13 protein-coding genes and 1 pseudogene are annotated in these 16,533 nt (G+C 70.7%); 2 read left to right on the forward strand and 12 right to left on the reverse strand.

Annotated features, from left to right (window positions below; genetic code table 11):
• Nucleotides 1-35: 35 nt before the first annotated feature.
• Both ADL12_RS43770 and rpe read right to left on the reverse strand, forming a co-directional pair.
• Nucleotides 36-1,079: a sugar-binding transcriptional regulator gene (locus ADL12_RS43770; protein ID WP_062713987.1), complete on the reverse strand. Its 1,044-nt coding sequence runs from the start codon at nucleotides 1,077-1,079 to the stop codon at nucleotides 36-38.
• A gap of 78 nt (nucleotides 1,080-1,157) precedes the next feature.
• Nucleotides 1,158-1,844, reverse strand: coding sequence for a ribulose-phosphate 3-epimerase (rpe, locus tag ADL12_RS43775; protein WP_062713989.1), 687 nt, complete (start codon nucleotides 1,842-1,844; stop codon nucleotides 1,158-1,160).
• Between the two features lie 146 nt (nucleotides 1,845-1,990).
• On the opposite strand from rpe, the gene ADL12_RS43780 reads away from it, so the two are divergent.
• Complete coding sequence (locus tag ADL12_RS43780) at nucleotides 1,991-4,171, forward strand: MMPL family transporter (RefSeq protein ID WP_062713991.1); 2,181 nt, start codon at nucleotides 1,991-1,993, stop codon at nucleotides 4,169-4,171.
• 72 nt (nucleotides 4,172-4,243) lie between these two features.
• Here the strand turns inward: ADL12_RS43780 and ADL12_RS43785 are convergent, their stop codons facing one another.
• Nucleotides 4,244-5,671 carry an RsmB/NOP family class I SAM-dependent RNA methyltransferase gene (locus ADL12_RS43785; RefSeq protein ID WP_062713993.1) on the reverse strand — a complete coding sequence of 476 codons (1,428 nt, stop codon included), beginning with the start codon at nucleotides 5,669-5,671 and terminating at the stop codon, nucleotides 4,244-4,246.
• 124 nt (nucleotides 5,672-5,795) lie between these two features.
• Entirely contained in the window at nucleotides 5,796-6,728 is a 933-nt protein-coding gene (gene fmt / locus ADL12_RS43790) for a methionyl-tRNA formyltransferase (RefSeq protein WP_062713995.1), read from the reverse strand.
• 400 nt (nucleotides 6,729-7,128) lie between these two features.
• On the opposite strand from fmt, the gene ADL12_RS43795 reads away from it, so the two are divergent.
• A complete protein-coding gene (locus tag ADL12_RS43795) occupies nucleotides 7,129-7,665 on the forward strand; it encodes a hypothetical protein (RefSeq protein WP_062713997.1) in 537 nt (178 codons plus the stop codon).
• A 121-nt stretch (nucleotides 7,666-7,786) separates the two neighbouring features.
• Here the strand turns inward: ADL12_RS43795 and ADL12_RS43800 are convergent, their stop codons facing one another.
• The 8 genes and pseudogenes from ADL12_RS43800 to ADL12_RS43835 form a co-directional block, all read right to left on the reverse strand.
• Entirely contained in the window at nucleotides 7,787-9,943 is a 2,157-nt protein-coding gene (locus tag ADL12_RS43800) for a primosomal protein N' (RefSeq protein ID WP_062713999.1), read from the reverse strand.
• Between the two features lie 192 nt (nucleotides 9,944-10,135).
• Nucleotides 10,136-11,344: a methionine adenosyltransferase gene (gene metK, locus ADL12_RS43805; protein ID WP_062714001.1), complete on the reverse strand. Its 1,209-nt coding sequence runs from the start codon at nucleotides 11,342-11,344 to the stop codon at nucleotides 10,136-10,138.
• A gap of 239 nt (nucleotides 11,345-11,583) precedes the next feature.
• A complete protein-coding gene (coaBC, locus tag ADL12_RS43810) occupies nucleotides 11,584-12,786 on the reverse strand; it encodes a bifunctional phosphopantothenoylcysteine decarboxylase/phosphopantothenate--cysteine ligase CoaBC (RefSeq protein WP_062714003.1) in 1,203 nt (400 codons plus the stop codon).
• A gap of 151 nt (nucleotides 12,787-12,937) precedes the next feature.
• On the reverse strand, nucleotides 12,938-13,210 hold the full coding sequence (rpoZ, locus tag ADL12_RS43815) for a DNA-directed RNA polymerase subunit omega (RefSeq protein ID WP_003988945.1): 273 nt from the start codon (nucleotides 13,208-13,210) through the stop codon (nucleotides 12,938-12,940).
• 84 nt (nucleotides 13,211-13,294) lie between these two features.
• Nucleotides 13,295-13,879 (reverse strand): annotated as a pseudogene (gene gmk / locus ADL12_RS43820) (guanylate kinase); the annotation flags it as partial.
• A gap of 33 nt (nucleotides 13,880-13,912) precedes the next feature.
• The gene (locus tag ADL12_RS43825; RefSeq protein WP_003977346.1) at nucleotides 13,913-14,236 is read right to left on the reverse strand and encodes an integration host factor; all 324 of its coding nucleotides are present in this window, start codon (nucleotides 14,234-14,236) and stop codon (nucleotides 13,913-13,915) included.
• A 287-nt stretch (nucleotides 14,237-14,523) separates the two neighbouring features.
• Nucleotides 14,524-15,369: an orotidine-5'-phosphate decarboxylase gene (gene pyrF / locus ADL12_RS43830; protein ID WP_062714008.1), complete on the reverse strand. Its 846-nt coding sequence runs from the start codon at nucleotides 15,367-15,369 to the stop codon at nucleotides 14,524-14,526.
• Nucleotides 15,366-16,481, reverse strand: coding sequence for a quinone-dependent dihydroorotate dehydrogenase (locus ADL12_RS43835; protein ID WP_062714010.1), 1,116 nt, complete (start codon nucleotides 16,479-16,481; stop codon nucleotides 15,366-15,368). Before ADL12_RS43835 ends, pyrF begins: the two co-directional genes overlap by 4 nt.
• Between the last annotated feature and the right edge of the window lie 52 nt (nucleotides 16,482-16,533).

A 16,533-nucleotide genomic window follows, 5' to 3' on the forward strand; every position in this document is an offset into this window, starting at 1 on the left:
GGCCCCCGGCGGACCGCCCCCTTTCTGACGCCCCGTCAGTGCCCGTCGGGATCCGCCCGGTTGAGCGCGGGCTTCGGCGTCTGCCCCGCCGTCATCAGCACGTCCGCCGCCGCTGTGTCCGTCACCAGGCTGGTGACGAGCCCCGACCGCAGCACCGCGTCGATCGCGGACGCCTTGCGCTGCCCGCCCGCGATCGCGACGACCTCGGGGATGCGGCGGAGCTGGTCGGCCTTGACCGTGATGCACCGCTCCCCCAGGTCCCGTCCGACCCGGCGTCCCTCCGCGTCGAAGAGGTGCGCGGACATCTCGGCGGCAACGCCGAGGGAGGCGTAGTGCGCCCGCTCCTCGTCGCTGAGCATGTCGTGCACCGTCGAAATGCCGGGCTCCCAGGAGCCGATGGAGACGCAGGCGACGGTGACCTTGTCGAAGTACTCGAAGGCCCGGGCGATCCCGGTCTGGTGGCGCAACGCCGCCGCGGTGGCCGCGTCCGGCAGCAGCATCGGCGCGTAGATGGGGTGCGCGTCGCCGCCCGACACCTGCGCGGCACGGCGCACCGCCTCGACCGAACCGCGCTCGGCGGTCCCGGCGTCGTACACACCGGTCAACTGCACCACCGTGCAGGGCGGCAGCCGGTCGAGGGCGGCCGCCATGTGGATGGTGGACCGGCCCCAGGCCAGGCCGAGCACATCCCCCTCGTTCACCAGCTCGCCGAGCAGGTCGGCGGCCACCTCCCCCAGGTTCTCAGGGTCGGGCGACTCCTCGGCCTCGGCCGGGGACTCGACCACGACGGCATGCCTGAGGCCGTACCGGGCGCGCAGCGCGTCCGAGCGCTCCGCATCCAGCTCGGCCGGCACACGGATCTCGATGCGCACCAGATCCCGTTCGAGAGCGGTCTCCAGGACCCGGGCCACCTTGAAGCGGCTGACGCCGAACTCCTCCGCGATCTGGATCTTGGACTTGCCCTCGAGGTAGAAGCGGCGGGCCATGGCCGCCGCCTGCACCAGCTCAGCGGGTCCCATCCGCATGGCTGACCGGCCCGCCGACATACCCGACACGGCGATCTCCTCACTGCTGTTCACACTCTGGATTCGCCGTTCATCCTTGCAGATCCGGCGCTCTTGATCCGCCCTGATGGGCGCCGTTCACGTTCCCTTGGTTCAGTGGTCGCATGCCCAGGCTGCGGTCTTCGTGACCGCCTCCGCCTGTGCACGCAGGGCACGGACCGCTTCGACCGGGTCCTCGGCCCCGTACACCGCGGAACCGGCGACGAAGACATCGGCGCCGGCCTCGGCGCACCGCTCGATGGTCGAGGCGGAGACTCCGCCGTCCACCTGGAGCCACAGCTCAAGGCCGTGCTTGCTGATCAACTCGCGGGTGCGGCGAATCTTCGGAAGCATGATGTCGAGAAACGCCTGACCACCGAAGCCCGGCTCGACCGTCATGATCAGCAGCATGTCGAGCTCGGGCAGCAGATCCTCGTACGGCTCGATGGGCGTCGCGGGCTTGAGCGCCATGGAGGCACGCGCGCCCTTGGCCCGGATCTCCCGGGCCAGCCTCACAGGGGCCGCGGCGGCCTCGACATGGAAGGTGACGGAGGAGGCCCCCGCTTCCACGTACTGGGGCGCCCACCGATCGGGGGCCTCGATCATCAGATGGCAGTCCAGCGGGGTGTCCGTCGCCCGGGCCAGGGACTCTACGACCGGCACGCCGAGCGTGAGGTTCGGGACGAAATGGTTGTCCATGACGTCGACGTGGAGCCAGTCGGCGCCTTCGACCGCCTTGGCCTCGTCCGCGAGGCGGGCGAAGTCGGCGGACAGGATGCTGGGGTTGATCTGCGGGGCCATGACCCAAGACTGCCATGCCGGAGCACGAATGTTCGCGCCGGTACAGTCCTGAGACGTTCATCGGATGTTGTGTCCGGTTCGCGCATGCCATGCTGGGCGGCCGACCGGCTCCACATACGGCTGCACATACGGCTGCGGGGGTGGCCATGACGGGGACCCAGGAGAACCAGGAGAACCAGGAGAACCAGCGGACGCCGTCGGGACAGCGGGGCGTCGCGCACCTGGTCTGCGGGCGACGCGCCAAGTGGGTGGTGCTTCTCCTGTGGCTGGCGGTGCTGTTCCTGACGGCGCCGTTCGCCCAGAAGCTGACCGACGCGCAGGACAACGACGCGGCCTCCTGGCTGCCGGGGTCGGCGGAGTCCACTCAAGTCCTGGAAATCTCCGAGAACTTCAGGCCGGAGCAGATCCCAGCGGTCGTGATCTACGCCCGTGACGGCGGCCTGACGGCCCAGGACCGGGCTGCGATCACCGAGGACGTGGCCGAGCTCAAGCAGCTGACCGACCACGGCATACGGGGCGCCGGGACGCGGGGGCCGGTCTTCGACCGCGAGGTGGATCCGCGCGCGGCCCAGGTCCAGGTCCCGATCACCATGGACGAGAAGGGCTGGGAGCGCATCGCGCCCGCCGTCGATTCCATCCGGGACGTCGTCGGCGAGGGCGGCGGCGGGCTGGCCGTGCACATCACGGGGCCGGGCGGCACGTCCGCGGACTTCGCCGAGGCCTTCGAGGGCATCGACTCCACCCTGCTGCTCTCGGCGATGACGGTGGTCATCGTCATGCTCCTGCTGACCTACCGCAGCCCGACCCTGCTCCTGATCCCCCTCCTCGCCGTGATCGTCGCCCTGTTCACCGCGCAGGCCTTCATCTACCTCCTGGCGGAGCACGGCGGCCTGACCGTCAACGGCCAGAGCGCCGGCATCCTCACGGTCCTGGTCTTCGGCGCGGGCACGGACTACGCACTCCTGCTCGTCGCCCGTTACCGGGAGGAACTGCGCCGCCACGATGACCGCCACGAGGCGATGGCCCTGGCCCTGCACCGGGCGGGCCCGGCAGTACTAGCCTCCGGCGCGACCGTCGTCCTGAGCATGCTGGTGCTGCTGGCGGCGGAGATGAACTCGACGAGGGGCCTCGGCCCGGTAGCCGCGATCGGCGTAGCGGTGGGCCTCCTGGCCATGCTCACCCTCTTCCCCGCCCTCCTCGTCATCTGCGGCCGCTGGATCTTCTGGCCGGTGATCCCGCACATGGGTACGGAGAACCCGGAGAAGCGAGGCGTCTGGGCCCGCATGGGCCGCCGTATCGCCCACCGCCCACGCATGGTCTGGGCCGTCACTGCCATAGCCCTGGCCGTCTGCTCCCTCGGCCTGATCCAACTGCGCGCCGAGGGGCTGAGCAACGCCGACGCGTTCACCGACAAGCCCGACTCGATCACCGGCCAGGAGGTCTCCGCCCGGTACTTCCCGGCCGGCAGCGGCGACCCGCTGGTCATCGTCAGCAACCAGGCACAGGCCGTGCAGGTGGGCCGCGCCGTAGCCGACACACAAGGCGTCGTCCCCGACTCGCTGGGCCTCCCCCCGGGCACGAAACCGTCGTACGACGGCAAGGTGCTCTTCGAGGCGACCATGACGCCCCCCGCCGACAGCGAGGCCGCGAAACAGACCGTCGAACGGGTCCGCGACGCCGTCCACGACGTGCCGGACGCGGACGCCCAGGTGGGCGGCGGTACGGCAGCCCTCCTGGACATGGACAAGGCGACAACCCACGACAACATACTGATCATCCCGCTGGTCCTGGTCGTGGTCCTGCTGATCCTCTGCGCCCTGCTCCGCGCCCTGATCGCCCCACTCCTGCTGGTCGGCACGGTGATCCTGTCGTTCGCCGCCGCGCTGGGCATCAGCGCACTGGCCTTCCGCCACCTCTTCGACTACGCGGGCGAAACGACCGACTTCCCGCTGTTCGTCTTCGTCTTCCTGGTGGCGCTGGGCATCGACTACAACATCTTCCTCACGACCCGCATCCGCGAGGAGGCAACCCACCAGGGCACCCGCGCCGGCGTCGTCACCGGTCTCGCCGCCACCGGCGCCGTCATCACCTCGGCCGGCCTGGTCCTCGCCGGCACCTTCGCCGCCCTGGGCACCCTCCCCATGGTCGCCTTCGCCGAAATCGGCTTCGCGGTCGCACTGGGGGTACTCCTGGACACGTTCATCGTGCGCTCGGTCCTGGTGACGGCGCTGTTCCTGGACGTGGGCCCGAGGGTGTGGTGGCCGCATCGGCTGGCGCGGGAGGACGGGGGCGGGGTGTCAGGATCATTCAGCCCGTCCGGCGTTTGAGGACGAGGCCCGTTCAGGGCCGAAGCGGGGGACGGGTAGGGGCGGCGGGGGCGAAAACAGCCAAGGCCCGCCTCAGCCCACCTCACCCACCTTCCGAATCAGCGCCACATACATCGCATCCGTCCCATGCAGATGAGGCCACAACTGCACATCAGGCCCCTCCCCCAACTCCGGGACCCCGGGGAACAACGCCCGAGCATCGATCAGCTCACCATCAGCCCGCTGCTTCAACACGTCCTCGACAACCGCCCGCGTCTCGGCAAGATGCGGCGAACACGTGGCGTACCCGACGACCCCACCCACCCGCACAGAATCAAGAGCCGCCCGCAACAAGTCCCGCTGCAGAGGCGCAAACCCCTCCAGATCCTCCGGCCGCCGCCGCCACCGCGCCTCCGGCCGCCGCCGCAAAGCCCCCAGCCCGGTGCACGGAACATCCATCAGCACCCGGTCGAAACTCCCGGCCCGCCAAGCCGGCCGCGTCCCATCCGCAGCGATGACCTGATACGGCCCCGGGTTGCCCTCCAGGGCCTTCGCCACGAGCCCCGCCCGATGCGGCTGCTTCTCGGAGGCAAGCAGCCTGGCCCCCCGCTCGGCGGCCAACGCCCCGAGCAGCGCCGCCTTGCCCCCAGGCCCGGCACACCCGTCAAGCCACTTCTCGTCGGTTCCCTCCAGCGGCGCGTTGGCAAGCGCAAGGGCAACCAGCTGACTCCCCTCGTCCTGCACCCCCGCACGCCCTTCCCGTACGGCCTCGATCGCACCGGGCTCCCCGCCCTCGGTCAGCCGCACGGCATACGGTGACCAACGCCCCGGGACGGCGGCCTCCTCACCGAGCAGCTCCGCGGTCGTGGCCCGCCCCGGCCGTGCGACCAGCGTCACCTCGGGCCGCTCGTTGTCGGCCTCCAGCAACCGCTCGATGCCGGCCCGTCCACCACCGAGCGAGTCCCACAGCGCCGAGACGACCCACCGCGGATGCGAGTGCACGACGGAGAGATGTTCCTCGGGATCCTCGTCGTAGGGCGGAGCGACCCGCTGGATCCACCCGTCGAGATCGTCCTGGGCGACCTTCCTCAGCACGGCATTGACGAACTTGGCCCGCCCGTCACCGAGAACGACACGCGCGAGCTCCACGGACGCGGACACGGCGGCATGCGGCGGAATCCGCGTCCCGAGCAGCTGATGCACACCGAGGCTGAGCACATCGAGCACCGGCGGGTCGACCTCGCGCAGCGGCCGGTCCACACACGCGGAGATGACCGCGTCGTACGTCCCCTGCCGCCGCAGCGTCCCGTACACGAGCTCGGTCGCGAGCGCGGCGTCCCGCCCGTCGAAGTCGCCCTTCTCCCGCGCCTTGCGCAGCAGCGGCGGCAGCACGAGGTTGGCGTACGCGTCCCGCTCGTCCACGGCACGCAGCGCCTCGAAGGCGAGAACGCGGACGGGGTCCTTCTTGGGCCGTCGGTAGGGCTTGCCGGGTTTGCGGGGCCGACGGGAGGTGTCGCTCACGAAAAGGTGCTCCGGATTGCTGGATGAGATGTACGACCAGCCTACGTCGCACCCTCGGCCAGGCGTACGGCTGGTGACGCCCCGAGGCCGTCCCGGTCAGGCACCGTCAGTCAGGCACCGTCGGTCAGGCCCCGAGGCTCTCCCCGTCCCCGATCCGCACGCCCCGCGCCCAGTCCGCGGCCCGCATCGGCTTCTTGCCCTGCGCCTGCACCCACAGCAGCTCGACGGCGTACGACCCGGTTCCGACGTACACGTTGTTCTTCCCGACGGAGAGCGCACCGGGAGCGAGATCGTCCCGCCCGGGCACCGGCTGCACCTGGATGAGCTTGAGCCGCTCGCCACGGAAGACCGTCCAGGCACCCGGGGCAGGGGTGCAGCCGCGCACGACACGGTCGACGCGCAGGGAGGGAGCGCTCCAGTCGATGTGAGCGTCCTCGACGTTGACCTTGGGGGCGAGGGTGATCCCCTCGGACGGCTGCGGTACGGCCTTCAGCGTGCCGTCCTCGATCCCGTCCATGGTCGCCGCGAGCAGCCCGGCCCCCGCGAAGGCAAGGCGGGTCAGCAGGTCACCGCTGGTGTCGGTGGCCCGGACCTCCTCGGTGACGGTGCCGTAGACGGGCCCGGAGTCGAGCCCTTCCTCGATGAGGAAGGTGGAGGCTCCGGTGATCTCGTCGCCCGCCATGATGGCGTGCTGCACGGGCGCGGCCCCACGCCAGGCGGGCAGCAGCGAGAAGTGCAGGTTGACCCAGCCATGGGCCGGGATGTCGAGGGCGACGCGGGGCAGCAGGGCGCCGTAGGCCACGACGGGACAGCAGTCGGGCGCGATCTCCCTGAGCCGCTCGAGGAACTCGGGGTCACGCGGCTTGGCGGGCTTGAGCACCTCGATCCCGGCCTCCACGGCCCGCTCGGCCACCGGACTCGCCACCAGCCTGCGCCCACGGCCGGCCGGCGCGTCGGGCCGCGTGACGACGGCGGCCACCTCGTGCCGCCCGGAGGCGATCAGAGCGTCCAGAGCGGGAACGGCGACCTCGGGGGTACCGGCGAAGACAAGCTTCATGGGTGGGTACGGGCCTCTCGGGCGGGGTTGGTTGGGGCAACACACAAGTCTATGGGTGCAGGGCGCAGGGGCTCACGTCGGCAACGCCACGACCGAATGCGCCCCCTGAAAGCCCCGGTACGCCCCTGCCACGAACGGAAAGCCGCCGCCGGCGGGCAACTCCACAGGAGAGTCCAGCCTCTTGGCCGACTGGAAACCGGTGGTGCGAAGGCGGGGAAGCATCCAAGGCCGAAGGCCGAGGCGCGTACCCCCACCCAGGGGCGTAGGCATATGCCCACACGCCCCCACTGCGTGACCCGCGGAGCGCTCCCGCGTTGGTCAAGAAAGAGTTGACCACAACGGGCCGCATGCGCCGAATTCGCGGCCCTCTCCTTTTCACGCCGGTTCGAGAGGCTTGTTCATGGCCGACCACGCAACCCACGACGCCCAGGCTCGGGCCAGCCTGCACTTGCTGGTGCGGGACATCGAGCGGGTCCGCCGGCAGGTGGACGCACTGCGCACGCTCACCGCCCAACTGGGCAACGTCTACCGCCCGCGCCGCTCCGGTCCCTCCACGGGCTTCGTCGTCTACGGACGTGCCCCCGCCCCGACCGTCCGTCTCGCCCAGGAGCTGCGGGACAGCGTCGAAACCCTGGTCACGGCAGCCGTGGACTTCGACCGCTCGCTCGGCTTCTCCTGGGACGCGGTGGGTTCCGCCCTCGGCGTCACCAAGCAGGCGGTCCACCGCCGCTACGGTGCCCGCCGTGCCGCCGCCCAGTCGGCGGCGGAGAACGAGCGTGCGACCGAGACTTCGGGATCCCGGACGGTCACCACCGCCCTCCCCACGGTGCCGACGGTCCCCGCGGCCCGTTCCATGCCGACACAGCCGACGGCCGGCAGCCCCGCCCTCCGCGACGAGGCCCGGCCTACGGCGTTCCCCGGCCCGCGCAACGGCTGACGCCTCCTCACTCTGCCCTCCTGGAACGCAACCGGGAGGGCAGCGGCATGCCGGGCCGCGGAAAGCCGGCCTCACGGGCAGAGGACCGCAAACCGACAGGCGGCAAACGGCAACGGCAGGCTCACCCGATATCAGGCGGATCAATCCGAACCCGCACCGCAACCACATCCCCACCGCCCCGCGCCATCCGCGCCGCCTGAGCGGCCTTCAACGCGGAAGCCAACGCGGTCCCGCTCCCGGGCGGCACCCGGATCAGCGCCCGGTCCCAGTGCTCCCCGGGCGGCGGTGCCCCCGCGCGCCGGGGCCGCCCCACCGCAGTGACGGGCATCGGCACGGGCCCCAACACCTCGGCCTCCGGCGGCAGTTCGACCGTACGGAGAAACTCGGCGACCGCCTCCCCCGGCCCCGCCACGGAAGCCATCCGGGACACCGGCGGAAACCCCAGTTCGGCCCGCTCGGCAAGCTCCCGCACCGCGTGCCCGACGGGATCCCACCGCACCAGCGCCTGCACGGGCCGCAGCGTGGGCTCGGCGACGACGACCACCGTCCCGCCGGCAGTCTGCGGCCGCACGAGCGAGGCAGCACCGATCCACCGCCGCAGGGCGTCCTCCCCCGCTCGCAGATCGGGCCGCCCGAGCATGGCCCAGCCGTCCAGCAGCAGGGCCGCCGCATACCCGCCCTCCGCTACGGGCTCGGCCCCCGGCGTACTGACGACCAGCGAGGGCGTGCCCGGCACGGTGTCCAGCACATGCTCACGTCCGGAGGTCCGCACCGGAACGGCGGGAAAGGCACGCCCCAGCTCCTCGGCGGTCCGCCGCGCCCCCACCACCTGGGCCCGCAGCCGGAACCCACCGCACTCGGGACAGTGCCAGGCACCCTCCTCATGCCCGCACCACCCGCACCGCAGCTCGGCCCCGGAGCCCTGCGCCTCCAGGGGCCCGGAGCAGTGCCGGCACCGAGCGGGCGCCCGGCAGTTGGCACAGGCCATCCGCGGCACGTACCCCCGCCGAGGTACCTGCACGAGGACCGGGCCCTGCCGCAGCCCCTCCCTCACCACCTGCCAGGCGAGAGTGGGAAGCCGGGCGGCCCGAGCCGCCTCGTCCCGCGCAAGATCCGCATCCCCCACGGTCCGTACGAGCGGAGCCGCGCCCCGCACCCGTTCCCGCCCGGCGACCAGCGGCCGGGCCCAGCCGCTCTCCACAAGCTGGGCGGCCTCCACGGTGCAGCTCCAACTCCCCAGCAGAAACCCACACTTGTCCTGCGCGGCCCGCAGCAGCAGCACTTCACGCGCATGAGGCTGCGGGGCGTGCTGCTCGCTGTGGCTGTCGTCGCCGTCGTCCCACAGCGCGACCAGCCCGAGATCCTCCACCGGCGCGAACATGGCGGCCCGGGTCCCCACGACCGCCCGCACGGCACCCCGCCGCACCGCGAGCCACTCCCGATACCGCTTCTCGGGCCCGGCATCGGCGGTGAGCACCGCATGCCGCCCCGCCCCCATCAGCGCCGTCAGGGCGGCATCCACCCGCGCGACGGCCCGCCCGTCCGGCAGGACGACCAGCGCCCCACGCCCGGAAGCCAGCGTCGCCACGACGGCACGTGCCAGCTCCTCACTCCACTCGGGCCCGGGCAGCGCATTCCACACGGCCCGCGGCGCACCCCCGGAGGCCAGCGCCTCCAAGAAGACGGCCCCCCGCTCATACCGCCCCCAGGACCCCACCTCGGGCCTACCGGGAGCCGCAAGCGCCTCCGGCGAAGGCCGCTGCTCGGCCCGCGCACTACGCGGCGGCACGGCCAGCTGCAACACATCGGCAAGCCCCCCGGCATACCGATCGGCAACGGCCCGCGCGAGCCCCAACAGCTCCTCGCTCAACACCCGCTCAGGCGAAACGACCTGCGCGAGCGCCGCAAGGGGCCCGGAGTAGTCGGACTCGGCAACCCGCTCGACCAGGAACCCGTCGATGAGGCCCCCGCCCTCACGCCGCCCGTCCCGCACCCGATGCCGCCCGGCCCCGAACCGCACTCGCACCCGCACCCCGGGCTGCGCGTCGGCATCGAGCTCCTCCGGCACGGCATAGTCGAAGTACCGATCAAGGTGCAGCACACCCTTGTCGACCAGCACCCGCGCCACGGGCAACTCCTTGGCCAGCGCGGCCCCCCGCCAGGTCCGCGGCTTGGCCTTGGGCACCTTGGCCTTCCGCACACTCTCCCGAATGAGTGCAAGCTGCTCGGGCGGCGCCCCCTCGGCCCCGCCACCGCCGTTCGCGTTCTCGCTGCTCACGCTTGCATTCTTACCAAACGCCACTGACAACCGACGGTGCCCGAGTCCCCCACAGCGGCGGTACACACGCTCCCCCGGCCCACTCGCCCGCCTCGCACACCGCTCGCTGCTTTCCACGCGGGCATCGGGCAACACCGAGGCCCGGCGCCTCAAAAGGACGCCGGGCCTCGTACAAACCCGTGGAGTCAGGCCCTACAGCCCGACAGCCTTCCGCAGCGCCTCCACCCGATCCGTCCGCTCCCACGTGAACTCCGGCAGCTCACGGCCGAAGTGGCCGTAGGCCGCGGTCTGGGCGTAGATCGGGCGGAGCAGGTCGAGGTCGCGGATGATCGCGGCCGGGCGGAGGTCGAAGACCTCGTCGATGGCCTTCTCGATCTTCTCGGCGTCGATCTTGGCCGTGCCGAAGGTCTCCACGAACAGGCCGACCGGCTCGGCCTTGCCGATCGCGTACGCCACCTGCACCTCGCAGCGGGAGGCAAGGCCCGCGGCGACGACGTTCTTGGCGACCCAGCGCATGGCGTACGCCGCCGAGCGGTCCACCTTGGACGGGTCCTTGCCCGAGAAGGCGCCACCGCCGTGGCGGGCCATGCCGCCGTACGTGTCGATGATGATCTTCCGGCCGGTCAGGCCCGCGTCACCCATCGGACCGCCGATCTCGAAGCGGCCGGTGGGGTTGACCAGGAGGCGGTAGTTCTCGGTGTCGAGCTTGATGCCGTCGTCGAGGAGGGCCTTCAGCTCCGGCTCGACCACGAACTCCCGGATGTCGGGCGCGAGGAGCGAGTCCAGGTCGATGTCGCTCGCGTGCTGCGAGGAGACCACGACCGTGTCCAGGCGGACCGCCTTGTCGCCGTCGTACTCGATGGTGACCTGCGTCTTGCCGTCCGGGCGCAGGTAGGGGATGGTGCCGTTCTTGCGGACCTCGGAGAGGCGCTTGGACAGGCGGTGCGCCAGGAAGATCGGCAGCGGCATCAGCGTCGGCGTCTCGTCCGTCGCGTAGCCGAACATCAGGCCCTGGTCACCGGCGCCCTGGCGGTCCAGTTCGTCTTCGTCGCCCTCGACGCGGGTCTCGTACGCCGTGTCCACGCCCTGCGCGATGTCCGGCGACTGCGCGCCGATCGAGACGGAGACACCGCAGGAGGCGCCGTCGAAGCCCTTCTTCGAGGAGTCGTAGCCGATCTCGAGGATCTTGTTGCGGACCAGCGTCGCGATGTCCGCGTACGTCTTGGTCGTGACCTCTCCGGCCACGTGCACCAGACCGGTCGTGATCAGGGTCTCGACGGCGACCCGAGAGGTCGGGTCCTCGCGCAGAAGCGCGTCGAGAATGGTGTCGCTGATCTGGTCAGCGATCTTGTCGGGGTGACCCTCGGTCACGGACTCCGAGGTGAACAGGCGACGGGACACAACGCTCCCTGTGGTTGCAGCGGCTGCTGGCTGATCATTGGCGGACGGGACGGGGGCTGCGCCCGGCGTCGTCCGAGGACAGTTTATCTGTCGCGCTCGGCCACGGGGCCCCTGTCTCGCCTCTCGGGAGCGCTGTGACCTGCGGCACGGGCATTCTGCCCAATGCCAGGCGCCCTTGGCCAGGGGCGCCACACCCGAATCGAGCAAGGCTCGACCGAAGCCCGCAGCGCATCAAACATTCACCCCAGTCGCCGCGCCACCAGGTCCCACACAGTTTCGGCCAGGGCCTCCTTGGGCCCGTGCGGTACCGGGGTCTCGCTGCCGTCGGCGCCCAGGACGACCGCCTCGTTCTCCTCCGAGCCGAAGGTCTTGCGCTCGCCCACCTCGTTCACGACCAGGAGGTCGCAGCCCTTGCGCTCCAGCTTCTTACGGCCGTTGGCCATGACGTCGTCCGTCTCGGCGGCGAAGCCGACGATCACCTGGCCGGGGCGGGCGCGGGCGGTCGAGATCTCCGCGAGGATGTCCGGATTCCGCACCAGGACGATGGGGTCCGGGTCCTGGCCGTCCTTCTTCTTGATCTTTCCGGTGGCGTACGTCTCCGGGCGGAAGTCCGCGACGGCGGCCGCCATCACCACCGCGTCGGCGTCCGTGACCGCCTTGAGGACCGCTTCCCGCAACTGTACGGCCGTGCCGACCTGGACGACGTCGACGCCCGCCGGGTCGGGCAACCCGGTGTTCGCCGCGAGCAGCGTGACGCGGGCACCTCGGGCGGCGGCGGTGCGGGCGAGGGCGTAGCCCTGCTTGCCGGAGGAGCGGTTGCCGAGGAAGCGGACGGGGTCGAGGGGCTCGCGGGTGCCGCCGGCGCTCACGACGACGTGCCGGCCCTTGAGGTCCGGCTCGGTGACGCCCCGGGCCAGGACCCGGCGACAGACCTCGAAGATCTCCGCAGGCTCGGGCAGCCGGCCCTTGCCGGTGTCGACGCCGGTGAGGCGGCCGACGGCGGGCTCGATGACGACAGCGCCGCGGCGGCGCAGCGTCGCCACGTTCTCCTGCGTGGCCGGGTGCTCCCACATCTCGGTGTGCATGGCGGGCGCGAAGACGACCGGGCAGCGGGCGGTGAGCAGGGTGTTGGTCAGCAGGTCGTCGGCGAGGCCGTGTGCGGCCTTGGCGAGCGTGTCGGCCGTGGCCGGGGCGACGACCACCAGGTCGGCCTGCTGGCCGATGCGGACGTGCGGGACCTCGTGGACGTCGTCCCAGACCTCCGTGGAGACGGGATGGCCGGACAGGGCGGACCAGGTGGCGGCGCCGACGAAGTGCAGCGCGGAGGCGGTGGGCACGACCCGGACGTCATGCCCGGACTCCGTGAGTCTGCGCAGCAGCTCACAGGCCTTGTAAGCGGCGATGCCACCGCTGACCCCCAGAACGACCTTGGGCTTGTCCACCGGGCCTCCCACTCGTTGAACCGACCGTTGAACCGACGACTCCATGCTGCATCACAGCGGGGGCCGACCCCCGCACCCCCGAGCAGACCACAGGCCCGGCAGTGACACTGCCGGGCCTGTGGAAAAGCCAGCTCAAAGCTGAAAATACTACTTACTGCGCCGGGCCCTCGACGGCCTCGGACGTCAGCAGACCCGCGTTGATCTCGCGCAGGGCGATCGAGAGCGGCTTCTCGTGGACGTGGGTGTCGACGAGCGGACCGACGTACTCGAGGAGGCCCTCGCCGAGCTGCGAGTAGTACGCGTTGATCTGGCGGGCCCGCTTGGCCGCGTAGATCACGAGGCTGTACTTCGAGTCGGTGGCCTCGAGGAGCTCGTCGATCGGCGGGTTGATGATGCCCTCGGGCGCGGAGATGGAAGAGGACACGCTCTACCTTCCGATGGATGGGAAAGATTCAGGGTGAGTGATCAAGCCTGAGCGAAACGACCAAGCTTCAACGATCAGCCACGATCACACAACGTCCATCAAGGCTAGCAGCTCGCGGGCCACGTCCTCGACGGAGGTGTTGACCAAGGTCACGTCGAACTCCGGCTCGGCCGCCAGCTCGACCTTCGCCGCGTCCAGGCGGCGCTCGATCACCTCGGGCGGCTCGGTGCCACGTCCGGTGAGTCTGCGCACGAGCTCCTCCCAAGAGGGAGGAGCCAGGAACACCAGCTGGGCCTCGGCCATGGACTCGCGGACCTGCCGGGCGCCCTGGAGGTCGATCTCCAGGAGCACCGGCTCACCCGCCTCCAGCCGCTCCAGCACAGCCGCACGCGGCGTGCCGTAGCGGTTGCCGGCGAACTCGGCCCACTCCAGCAGCTCGCCGTTGGCGATCAGCTTGTCCATCTCGTCGTCCGTGACGAAGAAGTAGTGGACTCCGTGCCGCTCACCAGAACGGGGCTTGCGGGTCGTCGCCGACACCGAGAGCCAGACCTCGGGGTGTTCCTTGCGCATATGGGCGACGACCGTGCTCTTGCCGACCCCGGAGGGACCGGAGAGCACGGTCAGTCGCGGACGTTCACTCATGCAGCGATTATTCCAGCAATCCCGGAGTGCCCGGGACTCCCCGTCCGGAGTACCCCGGACTCAGGAGCCGGTGCTGCCGAACTCACGCTCCAGGGAAGCGATCTGATTCGAACCGAGGCCACGCACGCGGCGGCTCTCGGAGATGCCGAGTCGCTCCATGATCTGCTTGGCGCGGACCTTGCCCACGCCCGGCAGGGACTCGAGCAGGGCGGAGACCTTCATCTTGCCGATGACGTCATTCTCCTGGCCCTGCTTGATGACCTCGTGCAGGGAGGCGCCGGAGTGCTTGAGTCGATTCTTGACCTCGGCCCGCTCCCGGCGAGCCGCGGCGGCCTTTTCGAGCGCGGCTGCGCGCTGTTCAGGGGTAAGGGGCGGAAGAGCCACGCCTACGTCACCTCGGATGTTGAACTGTCGGATACGGACCGGTGAGGAACCTAGTCGCCCCACACCTGGGGAGCTACGAGCAACACGCTTGCCCGTTGGCTCTCGTCGGAGACTAGCGGCCAAGTCCGCCAGAGTCAGCGAGAACAGCGGAAAAGTCCTGGTCAGCCTCCGCCAGGCCGGACATTTAAGACATAATGCCCCGGATTTGAGGATGTATTCAGACTCAAGTCGCACGCGAGCCACTCATCGGAGGACTCCCGCGGCAACTCGAACGCCCTTGACGACGGTCAGTCGACCGACACAGCCGCCCGGATCTCGTCAGCGAAGCGTGACGCCGCGTCACGCAGCGCGACGACGTCGGGCCCGTGCCGCAGCACACCCCGGCTGACGTTCGGGACGACATTGCGCACCGCCGCACCGAAGACCCGGGGAAGATCGGCCGGCTTGGCTCCCTGCGCCCCGATGCCGGGCGCGAGGAGCGGGCCGTTGATGTCGAGGTCGTACGTCGACAGGTCACCGAGCGTGGCTCCGACGACGGCTCCGAAGGAGCCCAGGGGCCCCTCCCCCGAGTTCTCGACGGTCAGGTGCGCCAGCATCGTCGCGCCGATGGTACGGCCGTCCGCGCGGATCGCGTGCTGGACCTCGCCGCCCTCCGGGTTCGAGGTCAGCGCGAGCACGAACAGGCCGGTGCCGTTCTCGCGCGCCAGCGCGATCGCCGGCGACAGCGACCCGTAGCCGAGATACGGCGAGACCGTCAGCGCGTCCGAGAACAGCGGAGAGTCCGGCCGGAGGAAGGCCTCGGCGTACGCGGCCATGGTCGAGCCGATGTCGCCGCGCTTGGCGTCCATGACGACCAGCGCACCGGCCGCCCGCGCCTCCTCCACCGACTTCTCCAGCACCGCGACGCCGCGGGACCCGAAGCGCTCGAAGAACGCGCTCTGCGGCTTGAGCACGGCGACCCGGTCGGCCATCGCCTCGACGACCGTGCGGCTGAACCGCTCCAGGCCGGCCACGTCGTCGTCCAGGCCCCACTCGGCGAGCAGGGACGCGTGCGGGTCGATACCGACGCACAGCGGGCCACGCTCGTCCATCGCGCGGCGCAGGCGTGCACCGAAGGGTTCCAGAGCGGTCATGCGGCTTCCCTTGCCTTCCTGACGTCGGCGCCGACCGCGTCGGCGAGGGTGGCGTACGGGCTGGTGCGCAGGCGCGCTGCGAGGCCCTTGTGGATGGCGCGGCCCCAGAACGGACCCTCGTAGATGAAGGCGCTGTATCCCTGGACCAGCGTGGCACCCGCCAGGATCCGCTGCCAGGCGTCCTCGGCGTTCTCGATGCCGCCGACGCCCACGAGGGTGATCCGGTCGCCCACGCGCGCGTACAGGCGCCGCAGCACCTCCAGGGAGCGCGTCTTCAGGGGCGCTCCGGAGAGACCGCCGGTCTCCTTCACCAGCGAGGATTCGGATTTCAGACCGAGCCCCTCGCGCGCGATGGTGGTGTTCGTGGCGATGATCCCGTCCAGACCCAGCTCGACGGCCAGGTCGGCGACCGCGTCGACGTCCTCGTCGGCGAGGTCGGGCGCGATCTTCACCAGGAGCGGGACGCGGCGGCTCGCGACCGTACGGTCGGCGGCCTCGCGGACGGCGGTCAGAAGCGGGCGCAGCGCCTCGGTGGCCTGCAGGTTGCGCAGGCCGGGCGTGTTCGGCGAGGAGACATTGACCACCAGGTAGTCGGCGTACGGTGCCAGCCGCTCCGTCGACTTCACGTAGTCGCCGACGGCCTCCGCCTCCGGGACGACCTTGGTCTTGCCGATGTTGACACCCACGACGGTCTTGAAGACGGGCCTGCGCGAGGCCAGACGGGCGGCGACGGCCAGCGAACCCTCGTTGTTGAAGCCCATGCGGTTGATCAGTGCCCGGTCCTTCACGAGCCGGAACAGCCGCTGCTTGGGGTTGCCCGGCTGCGCCTCCCCCGTCACCGTGCCGATCTCGACGTGGTCGAAGCCCAGCATCGACATCCCGTCGACGGCGACGGCGTTCTTGTCGAAGCCGGCGGCGAGCCCGAAGGGGCCGTGCATGCGCAGCCCGAAGGCCTCGGTCCGCAGTTCCTTGTAGCGGGGCGCGAGCGCGGCCGCGACGAAGGTACGCAGCACCGGGATCCTGACGGCGAGTCGGATCCAGCGGAAGGCCAGGTAGTGGGCCTGCTCCGGGTCCATCCGTTTGAAAACCAGACGGAAGAAAAGCTTGTACATCTCAGGAGTCCTCAGGGTCCTCATGAAGACGGTGTCCTCATGAAGAGGGGGA

This window comes from Streptomyces regalis, assembly GCF_001509475.1.
Taxonomy (GTDB): Bacteria; Actinomycetota; Actinomycetes; order Streptomycetales; family Streptomycetaceae; genus Streptomyces; species Streptomyces regalis.